Raw genomic sequence first — 17282 nt, forward strand, 5'->3', positions numbered from 1 at the left:
ACACACGGCCGACCGATCCCGTACGTCATGACGGAGAGTTTATACAATAGGCTCTTGTAAAAATACCGTCGAGGGAGGAGAACCCGTGGCCGAGCGCACCGCCGACACCCACCGGTCCCAGCAAGAGGAGCCCGAGCAGGAGCTGGACGTTCGCCCGCTCCGCAAGCCGGACAAGCATCCGACGATCTTCGCCGCGTACGCCGAACTCCCGGTCGGCGGGTCGTTCGTGCTGGTCAACGACCACGACCCCAAGCATCTGCGCGAGGAGTTCGAGACCGATCACGCCGGCGGCTTCGGGTGGGAATACCTCAACCGCGAGCCTCGGGACTGGCGGATCCGGATCACGAAACTCGTCGGCACCCCACTCCCCCGGATCCTCACCGACACCACCGATCCCGCCTCGCACAGCGGTGAGGCCGACGTCACCGGTGCGGTCTGGAAGCTCCAGGTACGCGACCGCGACCTCGACTCCAACATCATCGCCCTGCCCGCCGGCGGCACGATCGAGGCTCACACGGGCCCCGACCTCGACGTCCTGATCCACGTACTTGCCGGCAGTGGCCGGCTGGCGACCGAACGCGGAGATCTCGAGCTCACCGCCGGCGCGTTGGTGTGGCTGCCGCGCCGGTCACGGCGCCAGTTCACCGCGGGTCCGGAGGGTCTGCGCTACCTCACCGTGCATCAGCGGCGGCAGTCACTGCTGCTCGACACCAGCCGGATCGGAGCGGGGCGATGACCACCGGCGACCACCGCCCGGCCGGTCGCCCTGGCCGCCCAGTCGTGCCCTGACAACTTTTCCTGCAGTGCACGGCCCAGCCGCCCGATCAGTAGCCCCAGGCCCGGCTCCTGCGTCTCAGCCATCCTCACCTCATTCAGTCACGACCGTTGACTGTCACTGACCATGACTACCTTGAGAGCCAGTCGACCCCGCACCCGGGCGGGGAAGAGCAAGCGAAGGACGACCGCCATGAGCGACGCCGGCTTTGCCTACACCCTCACCCGCACCCTCGACGCCCCGGCCGACAAGGTCTGGGCCGCCTGGACCACGCCCGAGATCTACGGCCGGTGGGCCAACGCCGAAGAGGTCGCCATGGACGTACGCACCGGCGGCACCTGGTCGGCGGTCATGATCATCCCTGGCGGGGACCGTATCCCGCTGTCCGGCACCTACGCCGAGGTCATCGACCACAAGCGCCTGGTGCTCGGGATGGACGCCCCGGGCCAGGCCGAGCCCGTCCTCATGACCGTCGAAGTCACCGCCGACGGCGACCGCACGCAGATCGCCCTGTCGCAGACCTTCGACTCCGCACAGAACCGCGACCAAGCCGAACAGGGCAGCAACTTCCTCCTCGACGGCCTCACCGCCCACCTCGCCTCGGCCTGAGCCGAGGGCGCACCTGCGGCAGCCGCAGGGAGAGGCGCCCGGGGTTTCGTGTCGGGCACACCGAGCAGGACCTCGATAAAGGCCACGAACCAAGGGAAACGGACCCGGCGGAGGTCACGGCCGGCGGGATCATCGCGGTCGGCCGTCTTCCCCGATCTCCCGACCGGGTCCGCGTCTTGAAAGGATCGGAAATGGCTGAGCAGTTCTCCGTCGGAGACCACGTGAGATGGAACTCCGAAGCCGGGTACGTGGAAGGCGTCATCATCAAGAAGCACACCCACGACGTCGGATACAAAGGCTACGTACACCACGCCAGTGAGAGCGACCCGCAATACGAGATCAAGAGCGACAAAACCGATCACATCGCCATGCACAAAGGACGCGCGCTGACGAAGCTCTAGAGCCCTACCCGTGTCAGGTGCCGGTATGAGCATCATCGAGGATGTCCGCGAAGCGGTCATCGCCATCCCGGCCGGTTCCGTCGCCTCCTACGGTGATATCGGCGAGCGGATCGGCGCGGGCCCACGGCAGGTGGGACGGGCGATGAGCCTGCTCGGCGACGGCGTGCCGTGGTGGCGTGTCGTCCACGCCGACGGAACACCCGCCTCATGCCACGGCGGAAAGGCGCCGGCGCTGCTCAACGCCGAGGGAACACCGATGCTCGGCGGACGAGTGGACATGAAACGCGCACGGCGGTCCTCCAAGCGGTGACCGCGGGGCGGCGACTCGGCTAGGTGCGACGTTGGGCGGGAACGGCGTAACCCGGAACCGACGGCCAGCGTACGGTCAGCACGACCGATTCCTCTTCGGCGTACCAGGAGTGATCGACACCCTGGCCCCACACCACGTAGTCGCCCTGGTCGGCGAGGAGAACGCTGCGCCCCGGCACCTCCACCCGGAACCGGCCGCTGATCAGTACGAGCAGCGCGGTGCGCTTCTCTTCGGTGACCCACTCCGCACGTCGATCTCCGCGCGGATGTACGCCCCATTTGATCTCGACGTCATCGCTGTGCCGGACATCGCCCACCGGCTTGAAGTGTCCGAGCAGCCAGCCGCGATCACCTGCGGCGTCCACGGTGGCGTTTCCCACGTATACGTTCTCACTCACGGGCCGCGACGTTATCGCCTCAAGCGGCGCGGACGGCTATCAGAGATCCGGAATAACGTTCCGCTTGGCAGCGGCGACTAACGCGGTAGGCGCAATCCGGCGATGAGGAGCTCGACCAGGCGACGCGCGTCGTAGCGCGGATCGCTGTCCGCGCCGATGCAGAGGTTCCCGACGCCGCGCATGAGTTCGTACGCGTCGATGTCGGGCCGGATCTCGCCGGCGGCGGCCGCGGCTTCGAGCAGCCGCGCACACACGGGCATGAGCCGGTCGAGGAAGTAGGTGTGCAGCGCCTCGAACCCGGCCTCGTCGGACCGCAGCACGGCGGCGAGCCCGTGCTTGGTGACCAGGAAGTCGACGAAGAGGTTGACCCACCGCCCCAGCGCGTCATGGGGAGTCGCACTGCTCGCCAGCAGGGCCGGACCCGCCTCGGCGCACGACTCGACCTGGTGCCGGTAGACGGCGATGATGAGGTCCGCTCGCGTCGGGAAGTGGCGGTAGATCGTGGCCACCCCGACTCCCGCCCTGGCCGCGATGTCGCGTACCGGCGCCTCGACACCCGAGGTCACGAAGACCGCCGCGGCCGCATCGAGCAGCGTCCTCTCGTTGCGCCGGGCATCGGCCCGCTTGCGCGGGGCCGCACGCCCCGCGTCCCCGTCACGGTCGTTCACCGCGCCGCTCCCTCCATCGCCGAGCTTGCCAAAACGGAACAAGGATCCGTATTGTTATCGGAACAGGGTTCCGTTTGCCCATGATGCCAGAGCGACGGCCCGACGACCAAGACAGCCAGAACAACCACCGAGCAAACCACCGTTCACCAGCAGTGAAGGAAACACGGTCATGCAGTACCGCACCTTGGGCCGCACCGGCGTACAGGTCAGCTCTCTCGCGCTCGGCGCGATGAACTTCGGCAGGATCGGACGCACCACCCAGGACGAGGCCACCGCCATCGTCGACGCGGCCCTCGACGCCGGGATCAACCTCATCGACACCGCCGACATGTACGGCGACGGTGAGTCGGAGGAGATGGTCGGCAAGGCCATCGCCGGGCGCCGCGACGACATCGTGCTGGCCACCAAGGCCGGCATGCCGATCGGTGACGAGCGAAACCATCGGGGCGGTTCGCGCCGATGGCTGGTCACCGCGTTGGACGACAGCCTGCGCCGCCTCGGCGTCGACCACGTCGATCTCTACCAGATCCACCGGTGGGACCCGGCGACCAGCGACGAGGAGACGCTGTCGGCCCTGACCGACCTGCAGCGCGCGGGGAAGATCCGCTACTTCGGCTCCTCGACCTTCCCCGCGTACCGGATCGTGCAGGCCGAATGGGCCGCGCGGGAGAACCACCTGAGCCGCTACGTCACCGAGCAGCCCAGCTACTCGATCCTGCAGCGCGGGATCGAGTCCGACGTACTGCCCGTGACCGAGCAGTACGGGCTCGGCGTGCTGGTGTGGAGCCCGTTGGCCTCGGGCTGGCTGTCGGGCGCGATCCGCGAGGGCCGGGAGGTCACCACCCACCGGTCGGCGTTCATGCCGGAGCGCTTCGACCTGTCCGTCCCGTCCAACCGCGCCCGGCTCGACGCCGTCGAGCGGCTGGCGAAGGTCGCCGACGAGGCCGGGCTGACGATGATCCAGCTCGCGCTCGGTTTCGTGACCGCGCATCCCGCGGTGACCAGCGCGATCATCGGTCCCCGGACGCTGGACCACGTGCACTCGCAGCTCGCCGCCGCGGACACCGTGCTTCCCGCCGACGTCCTGGATGCCATCGACGCGATCGTCGCGCCCGGCGTCGACCTGGCCGCACACGAGAAGTTCGACACTCCGCCCGCCCTGCTCGACCCGGCGCTGCGCCGCCGCTGATCGCTCCTCCGAGAACGGCGAGGCCCTCCGGGTCCGGAGGGCCTCGCCGTCCGTCCGGAGGTCAGGGCGTCAGGGCCCCGATGGCGTCGTACACGCCCTCGACGACCGATCCGAACTGCGGGCCCATCACGTACAGCCCACTGGTGCCCAGGGGCTCCTTGAAGGAGATGACCGAGATCTGGGTGCCGGTCCCGGTCGACGAGTCGTAGTCGTACAGCATCGGCCCGCCGCTCGCCCCCTCCGTCAGCGTGCACCACAGACCGTGGTCCTGCAGGCCGGGAACGCCGCCCGCACCCGTGCTGCCGGTGCCGGCCACGTCGCCGAAGCTGGAGCCGGCGCACACCGCCGGGGAACGGCCGCCGTAGTACTGACCGAACTGGGGGTTCGGCCCCTGCGGGTAGCCGAACGCGGTGATGTTCTGGTTCGCCGGCGCGTTGAACGCCACGTGCTGGGATCCGACGACGTCGGCGAGCCTGCTGCCCGGGTGCTGCGGATCGGCGACGGTCATGGCCGCGACGTCATAGCCGAACGCGTTGAGATCCAGGCTCTCGGTGTCCCGCCCGGCCTGACCGCGCGCCCAGTCGTCCCAGTACGGGGTGGTGTAGACGTGGCCGGCCACCCAGACGCCGTACGGCGCCGCCTGCGACAGCGACGTGTCGGTACCGGTGGCGCCGTGGTCCGTGATGCCGACGTAGCCCGGGATGAAGATCCACTTGGACATCTGGACGCTCGTGTACGAGGGATCGCCGGTCTTGGAGAGGACGTGCGACGCCTCGGTGCAGTGGCCGGCGGACATGATCGTGCTCCGGTTAGCGCTGTCCACCGAATCGGCCGAGCAGACGCCGGTCCAGCTGTCGGTGGTGGTTCCGCCGCTCACCGTACGGGTGAAGGCGGTGACATCGACCCAGGGGTCGTCCGGGTCGGCCGGCTGGGGCAGCTTTTGGCCCAGATAATTGTAGTCGCCGGGCTTGTCGTTGGAATCGCTCTGGGTGGGCGCCGTGCCGGTCTCCACATAGAAGAGCTTGCCGGCGGTCTTGGCGATCGCGCCCGTACCGGTGTAGAGCTTTCCGGCGTCCCCGGCGTCGGGCACGTTCTCCCGCTTGTTCGGCACCTTTCCCGCGTAGTCGGTGTGCTCCTTCGTGTCGTTGTTGGCCGTGTACGCGGCGGCGCCGAAGGGCCGCTGGAGTTTCGCGGCGCTGTCGAGATTCGGGCCCAGCCAGAATCGCAGCGTCGCCAACTGGTCGTCGGTGGTGGTCGCCGCGCCGTCCAGCGCCCGGTAGACGGAATTGTCGTCGGCGTGTGCGGGTGGCGTGGCGAGGGTGAGTGTCGTCAGGCCGGTGGTCATGAGCAGGGCGGCGATCCGAGGGATCCTTCTCATTCTGCGCTCCCATCTCCTGGTGGGGCGCACGCTAATCACCGTACGGCGGGCCGGTAATGGATCCGCGCCCAACAGCGCGTGGGGCATCTTGTCCGATTTACCAGTCCCCGGAACGTATCCGGTATGTCACCGCAGGTGGAATGTTTGGTATTGGAGATAAATGTCCAGCATCATCGATGCATGACGCGGGCCTCCCGGCTGGTACCTCTCGACGAACTCGCGGCGCTCAGCCGTACGACGCTCCGCCGCGTTCGCATCCCGGATCCGTATCTCCCCGTCCGGGGAGTGGTGCTGCACACGGTCGGCGACCCGCCTCCGGAAGGGGATCTGCTGGTGCTCTGCGCGACCCCGGAGGCCGGGCTTCCCGGCTGCGCCGGGGTCGTGGTCCGCGAGTCCGCGGTGAACGCGGCGCTGGCGCACGCCTCGGGGAGCTGTGCCGTCTTCGCCGTGGCCGACAGCGCCCGCTGGAGCGACGTCTATGACCGCGTGCGGTGGGCGGTCGGCGAGTCGTTCGGCAAGCTCGCCGAGCACGACGCGTTCCACCTCGCCGACGCGCTGGCCACGGCTCTGGGCGGGGCGGTGGCGATCGAGGACGCGCGCCGCCGGGTGGTGGCGTTCAGCACCGTGCCCGGTCAGCCGGTCGACGAGGTACGGCGCAAGGGCATCCTCGGCCGGCAGGTGCCCGAACACGTGGAGCGGGAGAAGTGGTACGCGCGGCTGTGGCGCAGCTCCGGCGTCTGCGAGTTCACCGACGGTACGGAGAGCGCGGCCCGGCTGGCGATCGCGGTACGGGCCGGCACCGAACCGCTCGGCTCGATCTGGGCGGTGGGCAACCGGCAGGTGCTCTGCGCGGACGCCGACGACGTCCTGACCGCCTCGGTCGACGCGGTCGCGGCCTGCCTCATGCACCAGGACCACTTCGCCGACCGGGGCCGGGAGACCCGGGCGTGGCTGCTCGGCCGGCTGCTCGGCTCGGACGCGTCCGAGCTCGACTTCACCCTCCCCGGGCCCTCCGTGCTCGTCGTGCTGACGAGCGACGACGAGGTGGGCGAACGGGAGCTCCTCGACACCCGGCTCGCGGACGTGCTGAGCCTGACGGCTCACCGCTTCCGCGGCGTCGGGCTCGCCGCCGTCCTCGACGGCCGGGTGTACGGCCTGCTGCCGGTCACCGAACGGGACCGGCTGGAGTCCTACCTGAACGGCGTCATCTCGCGGGTGACCCTGCCCTCCGGCCGCGTCGGCGTCAGCGACCCCATCGAGCGGGCCGACGAGCTCGCCGTCGCCCGCCGCCGCGTCGACCGGCTGCTGACCCTGCGGCACCGGCCGAGACAGAGCGGCGTGGAGATCATCCACGCGAGCGCCGAACGGGACAGCCTCGTGCTGGCCGAGCTGGCCGACGCCGTACGCGGGCTGGAGGCGCTGCGGGGCGGTGTGATGGGCCGGGTGATCGCGCACGACGGCGAGCACGGCACCGCGTACCTGCCGACGCTACGGGCCTGGTTCGAGACGTCCGGTGACGTGCCGGCCGCCGCGGCGCGGCTGCACATCCACCCGAACACCTTCCGGTACCGGATGACCCGCGCGGCCGAGCTGTTCGGCCTGCGGCTGGATCGCCCGGACGAACGGTTGCTCCTCCACCTCCAGCTCCGCCTTGCCGAGCTGTGACCGGAACCCGCCGCGCGGGCAGCGGAGTGCCGGACGCCGGCCGGATCTCGCTTTTCACCTTCCCGCGAAGAGTCACCACCCCGATCTTGGCGGGCGGCACAGTCCGCAACGTGCATCTTGTGCCCAGATGACAAAGACACCCATGCCTACCGGGCACAATGCTCGCGGCATGCTGTCGGTGCCCCGAGGAGAGCTGGTATGAAACGACTCGCGGCGACGTCCATCGTCGCCTGCTCCACGCTGGTCCTGGCCGCGTGTTCCTCCGGCGGGACCAGCGCCGGGAACGGCGCCGTGGTCAGCGGAGCGACGTTCACCATGGCGACGGCCGGCGATCCGGGCTCACTCGACCCGTCCACGGCCGTGCAGGGCAACACCAACCTGCTGCTCTCGTTCGCCTACGACACGCTCGTACACACCGACCAGAACAACAACATCGTCTCGGGCCTGGCCACGAAGTGGTCGGTCACCCCGAACGCGGTCACCTTCACCCTGCACCAGGGGGCCACCTGCTCCGACGGTTCGGCGGTGACGCCCGACGTGGTGGCCAAGAGCGTCAACCACACGGTGGATCCGAAGACGAAGTCCCCCATCGTCGGCGTGCTCGTGCCGGCCGACGTCAAGGCCACCGGCGACAACGCCAAGGGCACGGTGACCCTGCGCACCAAGAAGCCCAGCCAGTTCCTGCTGCAGAGCGCGGTCGCCATATTCATCGTCTGCGGCAAGGGGCTGGACGACCCGAAGACGCTGGCCGGCAAGACCTCCGGCTCCGGACCGTACGAGCTGACCGACTCGGTGCAGGGCGACCACTACACGCTGGTGGCGCGCAAGGGCTACACCTGGGGCCCCGGGGGCAGCGGTACGGGCGACAAGGGGGTGCCCGCCAAGGTCGTCCTGAAGATCGTCGCCAACGAGTCGACCTCGGCCAACCTGCTGCTCGGCGGCCAGCTCAACGCCGGCATCTACACCGGCGCCGACCGCAGGCGAGTGGAGCACGCGCCCGGCGTCCTGACGAGCACGCTGCCCGACGGCAACGGTGAGTTCTTCTTCAACCAGAACGGCGGGCGGCCGGGCGCCGACCCGGCGGTGCGCCAAGCCCTGGCCCGCGCGGTCGACCTGGACCAGCTCGCCAAGGTCGACACCCAGGCGACCGGCAAGAAGTCGACCGGGATGACCACGCTGTCGCCGCGGCCGTGCAAGGTGGACAGCGTGTCCGGGCACCGGCCGTCGTACGACCCGGCCGCCGCGCAGGCGGCCCTGGACGCCGCCGGATGGAAGGCCGGGCCGGACGGCGTGCGCGCCAAGAACGGCAAGAGGCTGAGCATCCGCGTCGTCTACGACAACGACTTCGGCCCCGGCACCCAGGCGGGCGCGGAGTTCATGGCCGACGCGTGGAAGAAGATCGGCGTGGCCGTCGACCTCAAGGGGATGGCGGACGCCGCGTGGAATGACGTGATCTTCAAGAGCGGAGACTGGGACGTGTCGGAGGTACCGATCGGGGTGAGCCTGCCCTCGCAGCTGCTGGCCTACCTGTCCGGGCCGACCGTGCCCAAGGGCACCAACTTCGCCGGCATCCACAACGACCGCTACGACAAGCTCACCGCGCAGGCGGCCACGGGCTCCGTCGCGAACGGGGCGTGCACGACCTGGGCGCAGGCCGAGTCGGCGCTGTTCGACGACTACGACGTCGTCCCGGTCGCCGAACGGACCCAGCTCGTGGCCAGCAAGAACGCCAAGGTCGTGATTCCCGGCGGGCTCGCCCAGCCGACCATGTTCCGCATGCTGAAGGGCTGACCGGTGCCGGTTGTGCGCAGAGTGGTGAGGTTCGTCGTCTCGATGGCGGTGCTCCTGGTCGCGTCGTTCGCGATGATCCACCTCATCCCCGGCGACCCCGTGCGTGCCGCGCTCGGGCCGACCGCGCCCGCCGCGCTGGTCCAGCAGCGCCGGGCCGACCTGGGCCTGGACGACGCACTTCCGGTGCAGTTCGGCCGTTACCTCAAGGAGGTCTTCACCGGCCGCTTCGGCACGTCGTTCATCTCGCGCCAGCCGGTCGACCAGATCATCGGAACGCGGCTGGTGAACACGCTGGAGCTCGCCGCGGTGGCCACCGCGCTGGCGCTGCTCATCGCGATCCCGCTGGGCATGCTGCTGGCGGTCCGCACCGAGAACGGCCGGCACCGGGGCAGTGAGCTGACCTTCACCGCGGTCACCGGCGCGGTGGCGGCGGTGCCGGAGTTCCTGCTCGGGGTCGGCCTGGTCGTGGTGTTCGCGGTCGCCCTGCACTGGCTGCCACCGGCGGGCCGGGCGGGGCCGGACTCCTACGTCCTCCCGGCCGTCGCGCTCGCCGCGGGACCGGCCGCGGTGCTCGCCCGGATGGTCCGCGTGGAGACCCTGCGCGAACTGGGCAAGGACTACGTGCGGATGGCGCGGGCCAAGCGCCTGCCCGCGCTCCGGCTCTACGCCCGGCACCTGCTGCCGAACACGCTGACCGCCGCGCTGACCGTGGGCGGCATGGTGCTGGCCTCGCTGATCGCCGGCACCGTCATCGTGGAGAACGTCTTCGCCTGGCCCGGCCTCGGATCGAAGATCACCGAGTCGGTGGTCTCCAAGGACTACCCGGTCGCGCAGGCGGTCATCCTCATCTACGGGGCGTTCGTGCTGACCGTCAACCTGCTCGTGGACGTGGCGCTGGCGGCGCTCGATCCGCGCTCGGAGATCGGGCGGCGATGATGCGACGGATCCTGCGCTCCCCCGCCGGGCTGGCCGGCGTCGTCCTGGTGACCGCGCTGATCGTGCTGGCCGTCGTCGCGCCGCCGATCTGGGGCGATCGCGCGGCCCGGATCGACGCCGCGGAGATCCTCCAGGGCCACTCGCCGGGGCACCCGCTCGGCACCGACAGTGTGGGCCGGGACATCTTCGCGCGGGTGCTCGTGGCGACGCGGCCCTCGCTCGTCCTCGCGTTCCTCGCGACCCTGATCGGCGTGGTGGTGGGCGTACCGCTCGGCGCGCTGCCCGCGGTGCTCGGCGGCCGGGCCGGCCGGTTCCTGGCGAGCACCGTCAACACGCTGGTCGCCGTTCCCGGCCTGCTGCTGGCCATGTTCACCAGCGTCGTGCTCGGCCTGGGCGCGCGCGGCGCGGTCATCGGGATCGGCGTCGCGACCGCGCCCGTGCTGGCGCGGCTCACGCTCACGCTCACCTCGTCGGTGGTCGGCTCCGACTACGTCGCCGCCGCGCGAGTGCTGCGCGTCCCGCGCGGGCGCATCCTGACCCGGCACATCCTGCCGAACGTCGCCGAGCCGCTGATCCTCAACATCACCATGATCATGGGATCCGCCCTGCTCGGGCTGGCCGGGCTCTCCTTCCTCGGCCTGGGTACCCAGCCGCCGAGCTACGACTGGGGCCGGATGCTGTCCGAAGGGCTCGGCCGGGCGTACGTGAACCCGGAGGTCGCCCTCGGCCCGGCCGCCGCGATCATGCTCGCCGGAATCGCCTTCAACCTGCTGGGGGAACGTCTCGCCCGCCTCGCCGCCCGTGAGACGGCGCCGGCCGGTCGGGCGGCGTCCGCGGTCGAGGAGCCCGCCGCCGACCCGGCCCCCGAGGGGACGGGCGACATCCTGGAGCTGGACGGACTGTCCGTGACCTTCCCCGGTGCCGGCTCCGCGGTGCGGGACGTCTCGCTCCGGGTGAGCTCGGGCGAGGTCGTCGGGGTGGTGGGCGAGTCCGGCAGCGGAAAGAGCCTCACCGCCCAGGCCATCGGCGGGCTGGTGCCCTATCCCGGCACGGTGCGTACCACCCGCCACCGCCTGGACGACCGCGATCTCGACACCCTCGACCGGGCGGAGCGGCGGCGGCTGCTCGGCACCACGCTGGCGATGGTCTTCCAGGATCCGATGGCCTCGCTCAACCCCGCGCTGCGGGTGGGTACGCAGCTCGCCGAGGTTCCCCGGGTACACGCGGGCCTGTCCCGGACGGCGGCGCGGCGGCGGGCGATCGACCTGCTGGGCCGGGTGCGGATCTCCGATCCGGCCCGGCGCGCCAGGCAGCGTCCGCACGAGTTCTCCGGCGGGATGCGGCAGCGGGCCACGATCGCGATGGGCCTGATGGACAGCACCCGGCTGCTGATCGCCGACGAGCCCACCACCGCCCTCGACGTCACCGTGCAGCGGCAGATCCTCGACCTCATCGGCGAGGTGAGCGCCGACAACGGCGCCGGCGTGCTCTTCATCTCCCACGACGTCGCCGTCGTCTCCCAGATCTGCGACCGGGTCGTGGTGATGTACGCGGGCCGGGTGGTGGAGGAGCTGCCGGTCGGCGATCTGACCTCCGGGCCGGCCCACCCGTACACCCGGGCGCTGCTCGCCTCCCTGCCCGACATGAACACCGACCGCGACCGCCCGCTGGCCACGATTCCCGGCCGTCCGCCCGGCCCGGGCGAACTGCCCACCGGCTGCGCGTTCGCCCCACGGTGCGCGTACGCGACCGACACCTGCCACGAGGAGCGGCCCTCGCTGGAGAACCTGCCCGGCGGCCGCCGCCTGGCCTGCTGGCACCCGAGGTCCGGGCCGGTGGGCGCGGAACACGTGCACGACGAGGAGGACGGCCGGTGAACATCGTCGACCTGACCGTGCGGTACGGCTCCGCGACCGCCGTCGACCGGGTGAGCCTGGAGATACCGCCCGGCACCACCGTCGGGCTCGTCGGCGAGTCGGGCTCGGGCAAGTCGACGCTGGCCAAGGCGATCGTCGGCCTGGTGCCGATCGCCTCGGGGCGCATCGACGGGGTCGATCCCCGGCGCCGCCAGATCGTCTTCCAGGACCCGTACGGCTCGCTCAACCCGCGGATGACCGTCGGCGCGTCCGTCGCCGAGGGCCTCGGCCTGCCCCGCGCGGACCGCGCCGCCGAGGTACGGCGGCTGCTCGCCCAGGTCAACCTGGATCCCGCGCTCGCGGACCGGTACCCGCGGGAGCTGTCGGGAGGTCAGCGGCAGCGGGTCGCGATCGCCCGCGCCATCGGCGCCCGCCCGGAACTGCTCGTGGCCGACGAGATCACCTCGGCGCTGGACGTGTCGGTGCAGGGCGCGGTGCTCAACCTCATCCGCGAGCTGCGCGCCGAGCGCCGCCTGTCGGTCCTGTTCATCTCGCACAACCTCGCGGTGGTGCGGTACGTCGCGGACATCGTCGCCGTCATGCGCGCCGGCCGCCTGGTGGAGGTCGGGCCGACCGACCAGGTGGTGGGGGCGCCGCGGGACGAGTACACCCGTGCGCTGCTGGCGGCGGTGCCCAACCTCGGCGGACGACCGGCGGTGACCCGCTGAGGGTGCGTCTCCGAGCCCACCGTTTCAAGGCCCGTCTCGGAACTCTCCTGTCCTGCCACGGACGGGAGCCCTGAGACGGGCATCGCCGATCAGCGCCGGGCGCCGGGTCCGACCGGCCACATGTCCACGATCTTGCCGTCGGAGACGACGGTGATCTCCCGGCCGAGGTTCACCGCCGTGCACACGTGGTTCGGCACCACCCGGACGAGGTCGCCCACGGCGGGCGGGCGGCGCAGGCCGCGGACCACCGCGTGCTCCTCGGTGAGCGCCGCGACCGTCGCCTCCGGCGCCTCGGCGATCCAGCCGTGTCCGGTCAGCCAGGCCGGCCGGTCGCTGGACAGCGCCTTGGAACCGGCGTCGAGTACCGCCTCGCCCGCTCGTGGCACGCTCACCACGCGGGCGGCCACCACGAGGGCGATCTCGTCCTCCGGCACCGCGGCCAGGTGCATCTGCTGCCGGTCGCCGAAGACGTACGTGCCCGGGCGCACCTCGGTCAGCGGATGGGCCAGCCCGTCCAGCGCGGTGGGGGTCGAGCCCCCGCTGAGCACCGGGGGCCGGTCGAGCAGCCAGGTGAGGACGGCACCGGCGGTGGTGAGCGCGGCGCGCTCGTCCGCGGCGGCTCCGGGCACCTGGCCGGGCGAGGTGTAGGCGTGGCCCGGGTGGCAGAACGCCCCCGCCACGTCGAGCCCGATCCGCAGGCAGTGGGTGACGAGATCGCGTATCCGGTCCGGTGTCACCCCGCTGCGCCGCCCGCCGCAGTCGACCTCGATGAGCACGGTGAGCGGGTGGTCCGCGCCGCGGATCGCCGCGGCGAGCTGGTCGGCTCCCGTGACGCTGTCCACGCCGACGCGTAGCTCGACACGCTCGTGCAGCGCGCGCAGACGTGCGGCGCGGTCGCCGCCGGCCCAGCAGGGGTAGGCGATGAACAGCCGGTCGCAGCCGCCGTCGGCGAACAGCTCCGCCTCGTCCAGGGTGGCGACGGTCAGCCCCCGCGCCCCGTGCGCGAGCTGGCGGCGGGCGAGCGGGACGCACTTGTGCGTCTTGGCGTGCGGGGTCAGGTCGATGCCGGCGGCCTCGGCCCGGCCGGCCATGCGGGCGAGGTTCGTCTCCAGCCGGTCGACGTCGACCACGAGCGCGGGCGTGTCCAGCTCCGGGATGGGCATCACGCGGCGGCTCCCGCGCGCCGCAGCCGCCGGCCGGGTCTCGCCTCGGTGAACCGGTCGTCGTGGAGCACGACGGTCCCGTTGACGGTGACGTGGCGGACGCCCACGGCGTAGCTGTGCGGCCGGTCCCAGGTCGCGGTGTCGGCGACCCGGTCCGGGTCGAGGACCACGATGTCGGCGTACGCGCCGGGACGCAGCCGGCCCCGGCCGGACAGCCGGAGCGTGTCCGCGGGAAGGCTGGTCATCCGCCGTACCGCCTCGGTGAAGGAGAACAGTTTCCGCTCCCGGCAGTAGTGTCCGAGCACCCGGGCGAACGTGCCGTAGGTGCGGGGGTGGACGGCGTCGTCGGTCCAGGGCGGCTCGGCGGGTTGCGCCATCGCGTCCGAGCCGATGCCCACCCAGGGCCGGCGCAGCCCGAGCTCCAGGTTGGCGGGGTCCACGAAGAAGAAGACGCCCTGGATCCAGGGGTCGCGGGCGACGACCTCCAGCAGCGCCTCGGCGTCGTCCATGCCCCAGTCCGCGGCGAGCTCGTCCAGGCGCCGGCCGCGTGCCGGGGTGCCGTCGCGGAGGTCGCGCGGCAGCAGCACTCCGGAGCCTCCGCCGGAGGCCAGGAACAGGTTCTCGAACTCATCGGACTCGCGGCGCAGGTCCGCGGCCATCGCCGCGCGCCGGTCCGGATCCGCCAGCCGCCGGGCGAGCCGGGCCGGGCCGCCGTCGTGGTAGCGCGGAGGGATGCAGGCGGACAGCGGGTTGCCGCCCGCCTCGTAGGGGTACATGTTCGCGCCCACCGCCCGGCCGTCCGCGCGGGCCGCCTCGATCCGCTCGACGGCCTGGGCCATCTTCGGCCAGTTCTTCCGGCCGGCCGTCTTGAGGTGGAAGACCTCGGCGCGCACGCCGGTGCGTTCCCCCAGCGTGAACAGCTCGTCGAGGCTCTCCAGGAACCGGTCGCCCTCGCTGCGCAGGTGCGAGATGTACAGGGCGTCGTGGGCGGCCAGCACCTCGGCGAGCGCGATGAGCTCGGCGGTGCCGGCGTACCGTCCCGGCGGGTAGATCAGCGCGGTGCCCACGCCGAGCGCGCCGTCGGCCAGTTCCTCGGCCGGCACGCCGCGGACCCGGTCCAGTTCGTCCGGCTCCAGGGGGCGGTCGGCGAATCCCGCGCCGAGGTAGCGCAGGTTGGCGCCACCGACGAAGGAGGCGATGTTCGTGGCGACACCACCGGCCGCGATGGCGTCCAGGCCGTCCGCCAGCCGGGCGAACTCCGCCCGGCCCGGCGACTCGTAGATGTCGCGGAGGTAGTCCGCGTAGCGGGCGTCCGCGGGGCCGGGTGAGTCGCCCTCCCCGGAGACCTCGGTGGTCACTCCCTGCCGGATCTCCGAGGCGACGGAGCCGTCCTGCTGAACGGTCAGCCACGAATGGCTGAGGACGTTGATGAAACCGGGCACGACGGCGAGGCCGTCCGCGTCCAGCGCCACGGCATCGTGCCCGGCCGGTGCCGTACCGATCTCGACCACCCGGTCACCCTCGACGAGCACATCGGCGCGGACTCCGGGCCGGCCGTCCCCGTCGTAGACGGTGCCCCCGCGTATCACCATCGAAAGAGCCACCCGCCCAGCGTGACGGCCGCGCTCCCCGATGGCTTCGTACGCCGCCACCAATGCGCGGGCCCCCCTCTGGTGTGCGGGAACGATGCGCCGATCACCGTCCGTTCGGTGAAGTATGTTCATGACGACTGAGCTGAGCGCGCTCATCGAGGCCGAGATGGAGCGGTTCGGGGTGCCCGGCGTCGCGGTGACGGTCGTCGCCGACGGCGCGGTCGTGCTCTGCGACGGTTTCGGCCTGCGCGACATGGCCGGCCGGCGCCCGGTGACGGCGCGCACGCTCTTCCCGATCGCGTCGGCCACCAAGACGTTCACGGCGGCGCTGTGCGCCCTGCTGGTGGACGAGGGGGTGCTGGCGTGGGACCGGCCGGTCCGCGGCTACCTGCCCGGATTCCAGCTGGTGGATCCGGCGGCGACCGAGGGGCTGACCGTCCATGACATGCTGTGCCACCGCTCCGGGCTGCCCCGGCACGACCTGCTGTGGTACTCCGCGGCCGGGGAGACGACCCGTACGGAGCTGGTCGAGGCGCTGCGCCACCTGGAGCCCAGCCGGGGATTCCGGGAGACCTTCCAGTACAACAACCTGTTGTACGCCTGCGCCGGGGAGATCGCCGGACGGCTGTGCGGCGGCTCGTACGAGAGCGTGGTGCGCAAGCGGCTGCTCGACCCGCTCGGCATGCACCGCACCAACCTCTCGATCGCCGAGACGGCGGCCGACGATGACGCCGCACGGGGGTACGCGGCGCCGGCGCCGGGCGAGCCGGTCGCCGAAGTGGAGTACGCCCCGCTGGGCCCGATCGCGCCCGCCGGCGCCATCAACTCCTGTGCCGAGGACCTGGGTCCCTGGCTGATGACCCTGCTGGGGCGCGGGGTCGGCGATCGGCCGCCGCTGCTGTCCGCCGACGTCCTGACCGCCATGCGCACCCCGGCGATCTCGCTGTCGGACCCGTCGCTGTTCCTCGTCGGCGACCCGGTCGGGTACGGCCTCGGCCTCATGATCGAGGACTACCGCGGCCACCGGGTGGTCTTTCACGGCGGCAACATCGACGGTTTCTCCAGCCAGGTCGCGGTGGTGCCGGAGGCGGGCTGCGCGGTCGCCGTGCTGGCCGGCCGGGAGGGGACCGCGCTGCGCGACGCGCTGCCGCACGCGATCCTCGACCGCCTGCTCGGGCTGGATCCGCGGCCGCACGGCGCGACCCTGCTCGCGCGGGAGGAGGCGGTGCTGCGCGGACACGCGCAGGGGCGGGAGCGGCTCGTCACCGGCTCGGCCGCGCTGCCGCCGGTCCGCCCGCTGCGCGACTACGCCGGCCGGTACCGCGACCCGGGCTACGGCGAACTGGTCATCACCGAGTCCGGGGACGGCCTGGACGGCCGGTACCGGGCGCTGGCCGGCCCGGTGGTCCACCGGCACCTGGAGGTGTTCAACCTCATGGTCGACCTGCTCGGGGTGGCGACCCCGCTGCCGCTGCAGTTCTTCCACGACCTCGAGGGCGAGGTGACGGCGGCGGCGCTGTCGCTGGAGGAGGCGGTCGCCCCGATCCGCTTCGAGCGGGTGCCGGAGACCGGCCACCTGACCGGGGAGCTGCTCGACCGGCTCGCCGGAACGTACCGGCTCGGCCCGCTGACCGCGACGGTCGGCCGGCGCGGGCCGGACGGGCTGACGGCGAGGATCGGCCCGGGTGTCCCCGCCGAGCTGGTGCCCGTGCGCGATCTGATCTTCACCATGAACGGCGGCCGGGTGGAGTTCACCGACGACGGCCGCCTCCTCACCAGCGCCGGCGACTTCACCCGCGACCCATGACCGAGCGGAGCAAGGGA

At 71.7% G+C, this 17282-nt stretch carries 16 protein-coding genes; 11 read left to right on the forward strand and 5 right to left on the reverse strand.

Translation table 11 applies throughout. From position 1 onward, the window contains the following. Positions 1 to 85 precede the first annotated feature (85 nt). From ABEA10_RS06495 to ABEA10_RS06510, 4 genes are all read left to right on the forward strand, one after another. Positions 86 to 736: a DUF2249 domain-containing protein gene (locus tag ABEA10_RS06495; RefSeq protein WP_345458676.1), complete on the forward strand. Its 651-nt coding sequence runs from the start codon at positions 86 to 88 to the stop codon at positions 734 to 736. Positions 737 to 967: 231 nt separating this feature from the next. Beyond that, on the forward strand, positions 968 to 1384 hold the full coding sequence (locus ABEA10_RS06500) for an SRPBCC family protein (protein ID WP_345458678.1): 417 nt from the start codon (positions 968 to 970) through the stop codon (positions 1382 to 1384). A gap of 191 nt (positions 1385 to 1575) precedes the next feature. Then, positions 1576 to 1785: a hypervirulence associated TUDOR domain-containing protein gene (locus ABEA10_RS06505; protein WP_345458680.1), complete on the forward strand. Its 210-nt coding sequence runs from the start codon at positions 1576 to 1578 to the stop codon at positions 1783 to 1785. Between the two features lie 25 nt (positions 1786 to 1810). Further along, positions 1811 to 2095 (forward strand): MGMT family protein, encoded by a 285-nt coding sequence (locus ABEA10_RS06510; RefSeq protein WP_345458682.1) that lies wholly within the window; start codon positions 1811 to 1813, stop codon positions 2093 to 2095. A 19-nt stretch (positions 2096 to 2114) separates the two neighbouring features. Here the strand turns inward: ABEA10_RS06510 and ABEA10_RS06515 are convergent, their stop codons facing one another. Both ABEA10_RS06515 and ABEA10_RS06520 read right to left on the reverse strand, forming a co-directional pair. After that, positions 2115 to 2492 (reverse strand): signal peptidase I, encoded by a 378-nt coding sequence (locus ABEA10_RS06515; protein WP_345458684.1) that lies wholly within the window; start codon positions 2490 to 2492, stop codon positions 2115 to 2117. Between the two features lie 77 nt (positions 2493 to 2569). Continuing rightward, positions 2570 to 3160 carry a TetR/AcrR family transcriptional regulator gene (locus ABEA10_RS06520; protein ID WP_345458686.1) on the reverse strand — a complete coding sequence of 197 codons (591 nt, stop codon included), beginning with the start codon at positions 3158 to 3160 and terminating at the stop codon, positions 2570 to 2572. A gap of 169 nt (positions 3161 to 3329) precedes the next feature. Between ABEA10_RS06520 and ABEA10_RS06525 the strand changes: the two genes are divergently transcribed. Beyond that, positions 3330 to 4349 carry an aldo/keto reductase gene (locus ABEA10_RS06525; RefSeq protein WP_345458688.1) on the forward strand — a complete coding sequence of 340 codons (1020 nt, stop codon included), beginning with the start codon at positions 3330 to 3332 and terminating at the stop codon, positions 4347 to 4349. A gap of 61 nt (positions 4350 to 4410) precedes the next feature. Here ABEA10_RS06525 and ABEA10_RS06530 read toward each other — a convergent pair whose 3' ends face one another. Continuing rightward, entirely contained in the window at positions 4411 to 5727 is a 1317-nt protein-coding gene (locus ABEA10_RS06530; RefSeq protein ID WP_345458690.1) for a hypothetical protein, read from the reverse strand. Between the two features lie 180 nt (positions 5728 to 5907). Between ABEA10_RS06530 and ABEA10_RS06535 the strand changes: the two genes are divergently transcribed. From ABEA10_RS06535 to ABEA10_RS06555, 5 genes are all read left to right on the forward strand, one after another. Then, positions 5908 to 7392, forward strand: coding sequence for a PucR family transcriptional regulator (locus tag ABEA10_RS06535; RefSeq protein ID WP_345458692.1), 1485 nt, complete (start codon positions 5908 to 5910; stop codon positions 7390 to 7392). A 198-nt stretch (positions 7393 to 7590) separates the two neighbouring features. Further along, positions 7591 to 9183 (forward strand): ABC transporter substrate-binding protein, encoded by a 1593-nt coding sequence (locus ABEA10_RS06540; protein ID WP_345458694.1) that lies wholly within the window; start codon positions 7591 to 7593, stop codon positions 9181 to 9183. Between the two features lie 12 nt (positions 9184 to 9195). Next, a complete protein-coding gene (locus ABEA10_RS06545) occupies positions 9196 to 10119 on the forward strand; it encodes an ABC transporter permease (protein ID WP_345458696.1) in 924 nt (307 codons plus the stop codon). Then, complete coding sequence (locus tag ABEA10_RS06550) at positions 10116 to 11996, forward strand: dipeptide/oligopeptide/nickel ABC transporter permease/ATP-binding protein (protein WP_345458698.1); 1881 nt, start codon at positions 10116 to 10118, stop codon at positions 11994 to 11996. Before ABEA10_RS06545 ends, ABEA10_RS06550 begins: the two co-directional genes overlap by 4 nt. Further along, positions 11993 to 12703: an ATP-binding cassette domain-containing protein gene (locus tag ABEA10_RS06555; RefSeq protein ID WP_345458700.1), complete on the forward strand. Its 711-nt coding sequence runs from the start codon at positions 11993 to 11995 to the stop codon at positions 12701 to 12703. Before ABEA10_RS06550 ends, ABEA10_RS06555 begins: the two co-directional genes overlap by 4 nt. Positions 12704 to 12792: 89 nt before the next feature. Here the strand turns inward: ABEA10_RS06555 and ABEA10_RS06560 are convergent, their stop codons facing one another. Next, positions 12793 to 13866 carry an alanine racemase gene (locus ABEA10_RS06560; RefSeq protein WP_345459007.1) on the reverse strand — a complete coding sequence of 358 codons (1074 nt, stop codon included), beginning with the start codon at positions 13864 to 13866 and terminating at the stop codon, positions 12793 to 12795. After that, the gene (locus ABEA10_RS06565; protein ID WP_345458702.1) at positions 13866 to 15470 is read right to left on the reverse strand and encodes an N-acyl-D-amino-acid deacylase family protein; all 1605 of its coding nucleotides are present in this window, start codon (positions 15468 to 15470) and stop codon (positions 13866 to 13868) included. The genes ABEA10_RS06560 and ABEA10_RS06565 overlap by 1 nt, the downstream gene beginning before the upstream one ends. Positions 15471 to 15588: 118 nt before the next feature. On the opposite strand from ABEA10_RS06565, the gene ABEA10_RS06570 reads away from it, so the two are divergent. Continuing rightward, positions 15589 to 17265, forward strand: a complete 1677-nt coding sequence (locus ABEA10_RS06570) for a serine hydrolase (protein WP_345458704.1) — start codon at positions 15589 to 15591, stop codon at positions 17263 to 17265. The last annotated feature ends 17 nt before the right edge of the window (positions 17266 to 17282 follow it).

The organism is Actinoallomurus oryzae, assembly GCF_039541955.1.
GTDB lineage: Bacteria > Actinomycetota > Actinomycetes > Streptosporangiales > Streptosporangiaceae > Actinoallomurus > Actinoallomurus oryzae.

Excerpts from the sequence above, each read along its gene's own strand:
- ABEA10_RS06525 (WP_345458688.1), top strand. The coding sequence starts at position 3,330 with ATGCAGTACCGCACCTTGGGCCGCACCGGCGTACAGGTCAGCTCTCTC.
- ABEA10_RS06540 (WP_345458694.1), top strand. The coding sequence starts at position 7,591 with ATGAAACGACTCGCGGCGACGTCCATCGTCGCCTGCTCCACGCTGGTC.
- ABEA10_RS06570 (WP_345458704.1), top strand. The coding sequence starts at position 15,589 with ATGACGACTGAGCTGAGCGCGCTCATCGAGGCCGAGATGGAGCGGTTC.
- ABEA10_RS06500 (WP_345458678.1), top strand. The coding sequence starts at position 968 with ATGAGCGACGCCGGCTTTGCCTACACCCTCACCCGCACCCTCGACGCC.
- ABEA10_RS06535 (WP_345458692.1), top strand. The coding sequence starts at position 5,908 with ATGACGCGGGCCTCCCGGCTGGTACCTCTCGACGAACTCGCGGCGCTC.
- ABEA10_RS06560 (WP_345459007.1), bottom strand. The coding sequence starts at position 13,866 with ATGCCCATCCCGGAGCTGGACACGCCCGCGCTCGTGGTCGACGTCGAC.
- ABEA10_RS06510 (WP_345458682.1), top strand. The coding sequence starts at position 1,811 with ATGAGCATCATCGAGGATGTCCGCGAAGCGGTCATCGCCATCCCGGCC.
- ABEA10_RS06550 (WP_345458698.1), top strand. The coding sequence starts at position 10,116 with ATGATGCGACGGATCCTGCGCTCCCCCGCCGGGCTGGCCGGCGTCGTC.
- ABEA10_RS06530 (WP_345458690.1), bottom strand. The coding sequence starts at position 5,727 with ATGAGAAGGATCCCTCGGATCGCCGCCCTGCTCATGACCACCGGCCTG.
- ABEA10_RS06505 (WP_345458680.1), top strand. The coding sequence starts at position 1,576 with ATGGCTGAGCAGTTCTCCGTCGGAGACCACGTGAGATGGAACTCCGAA.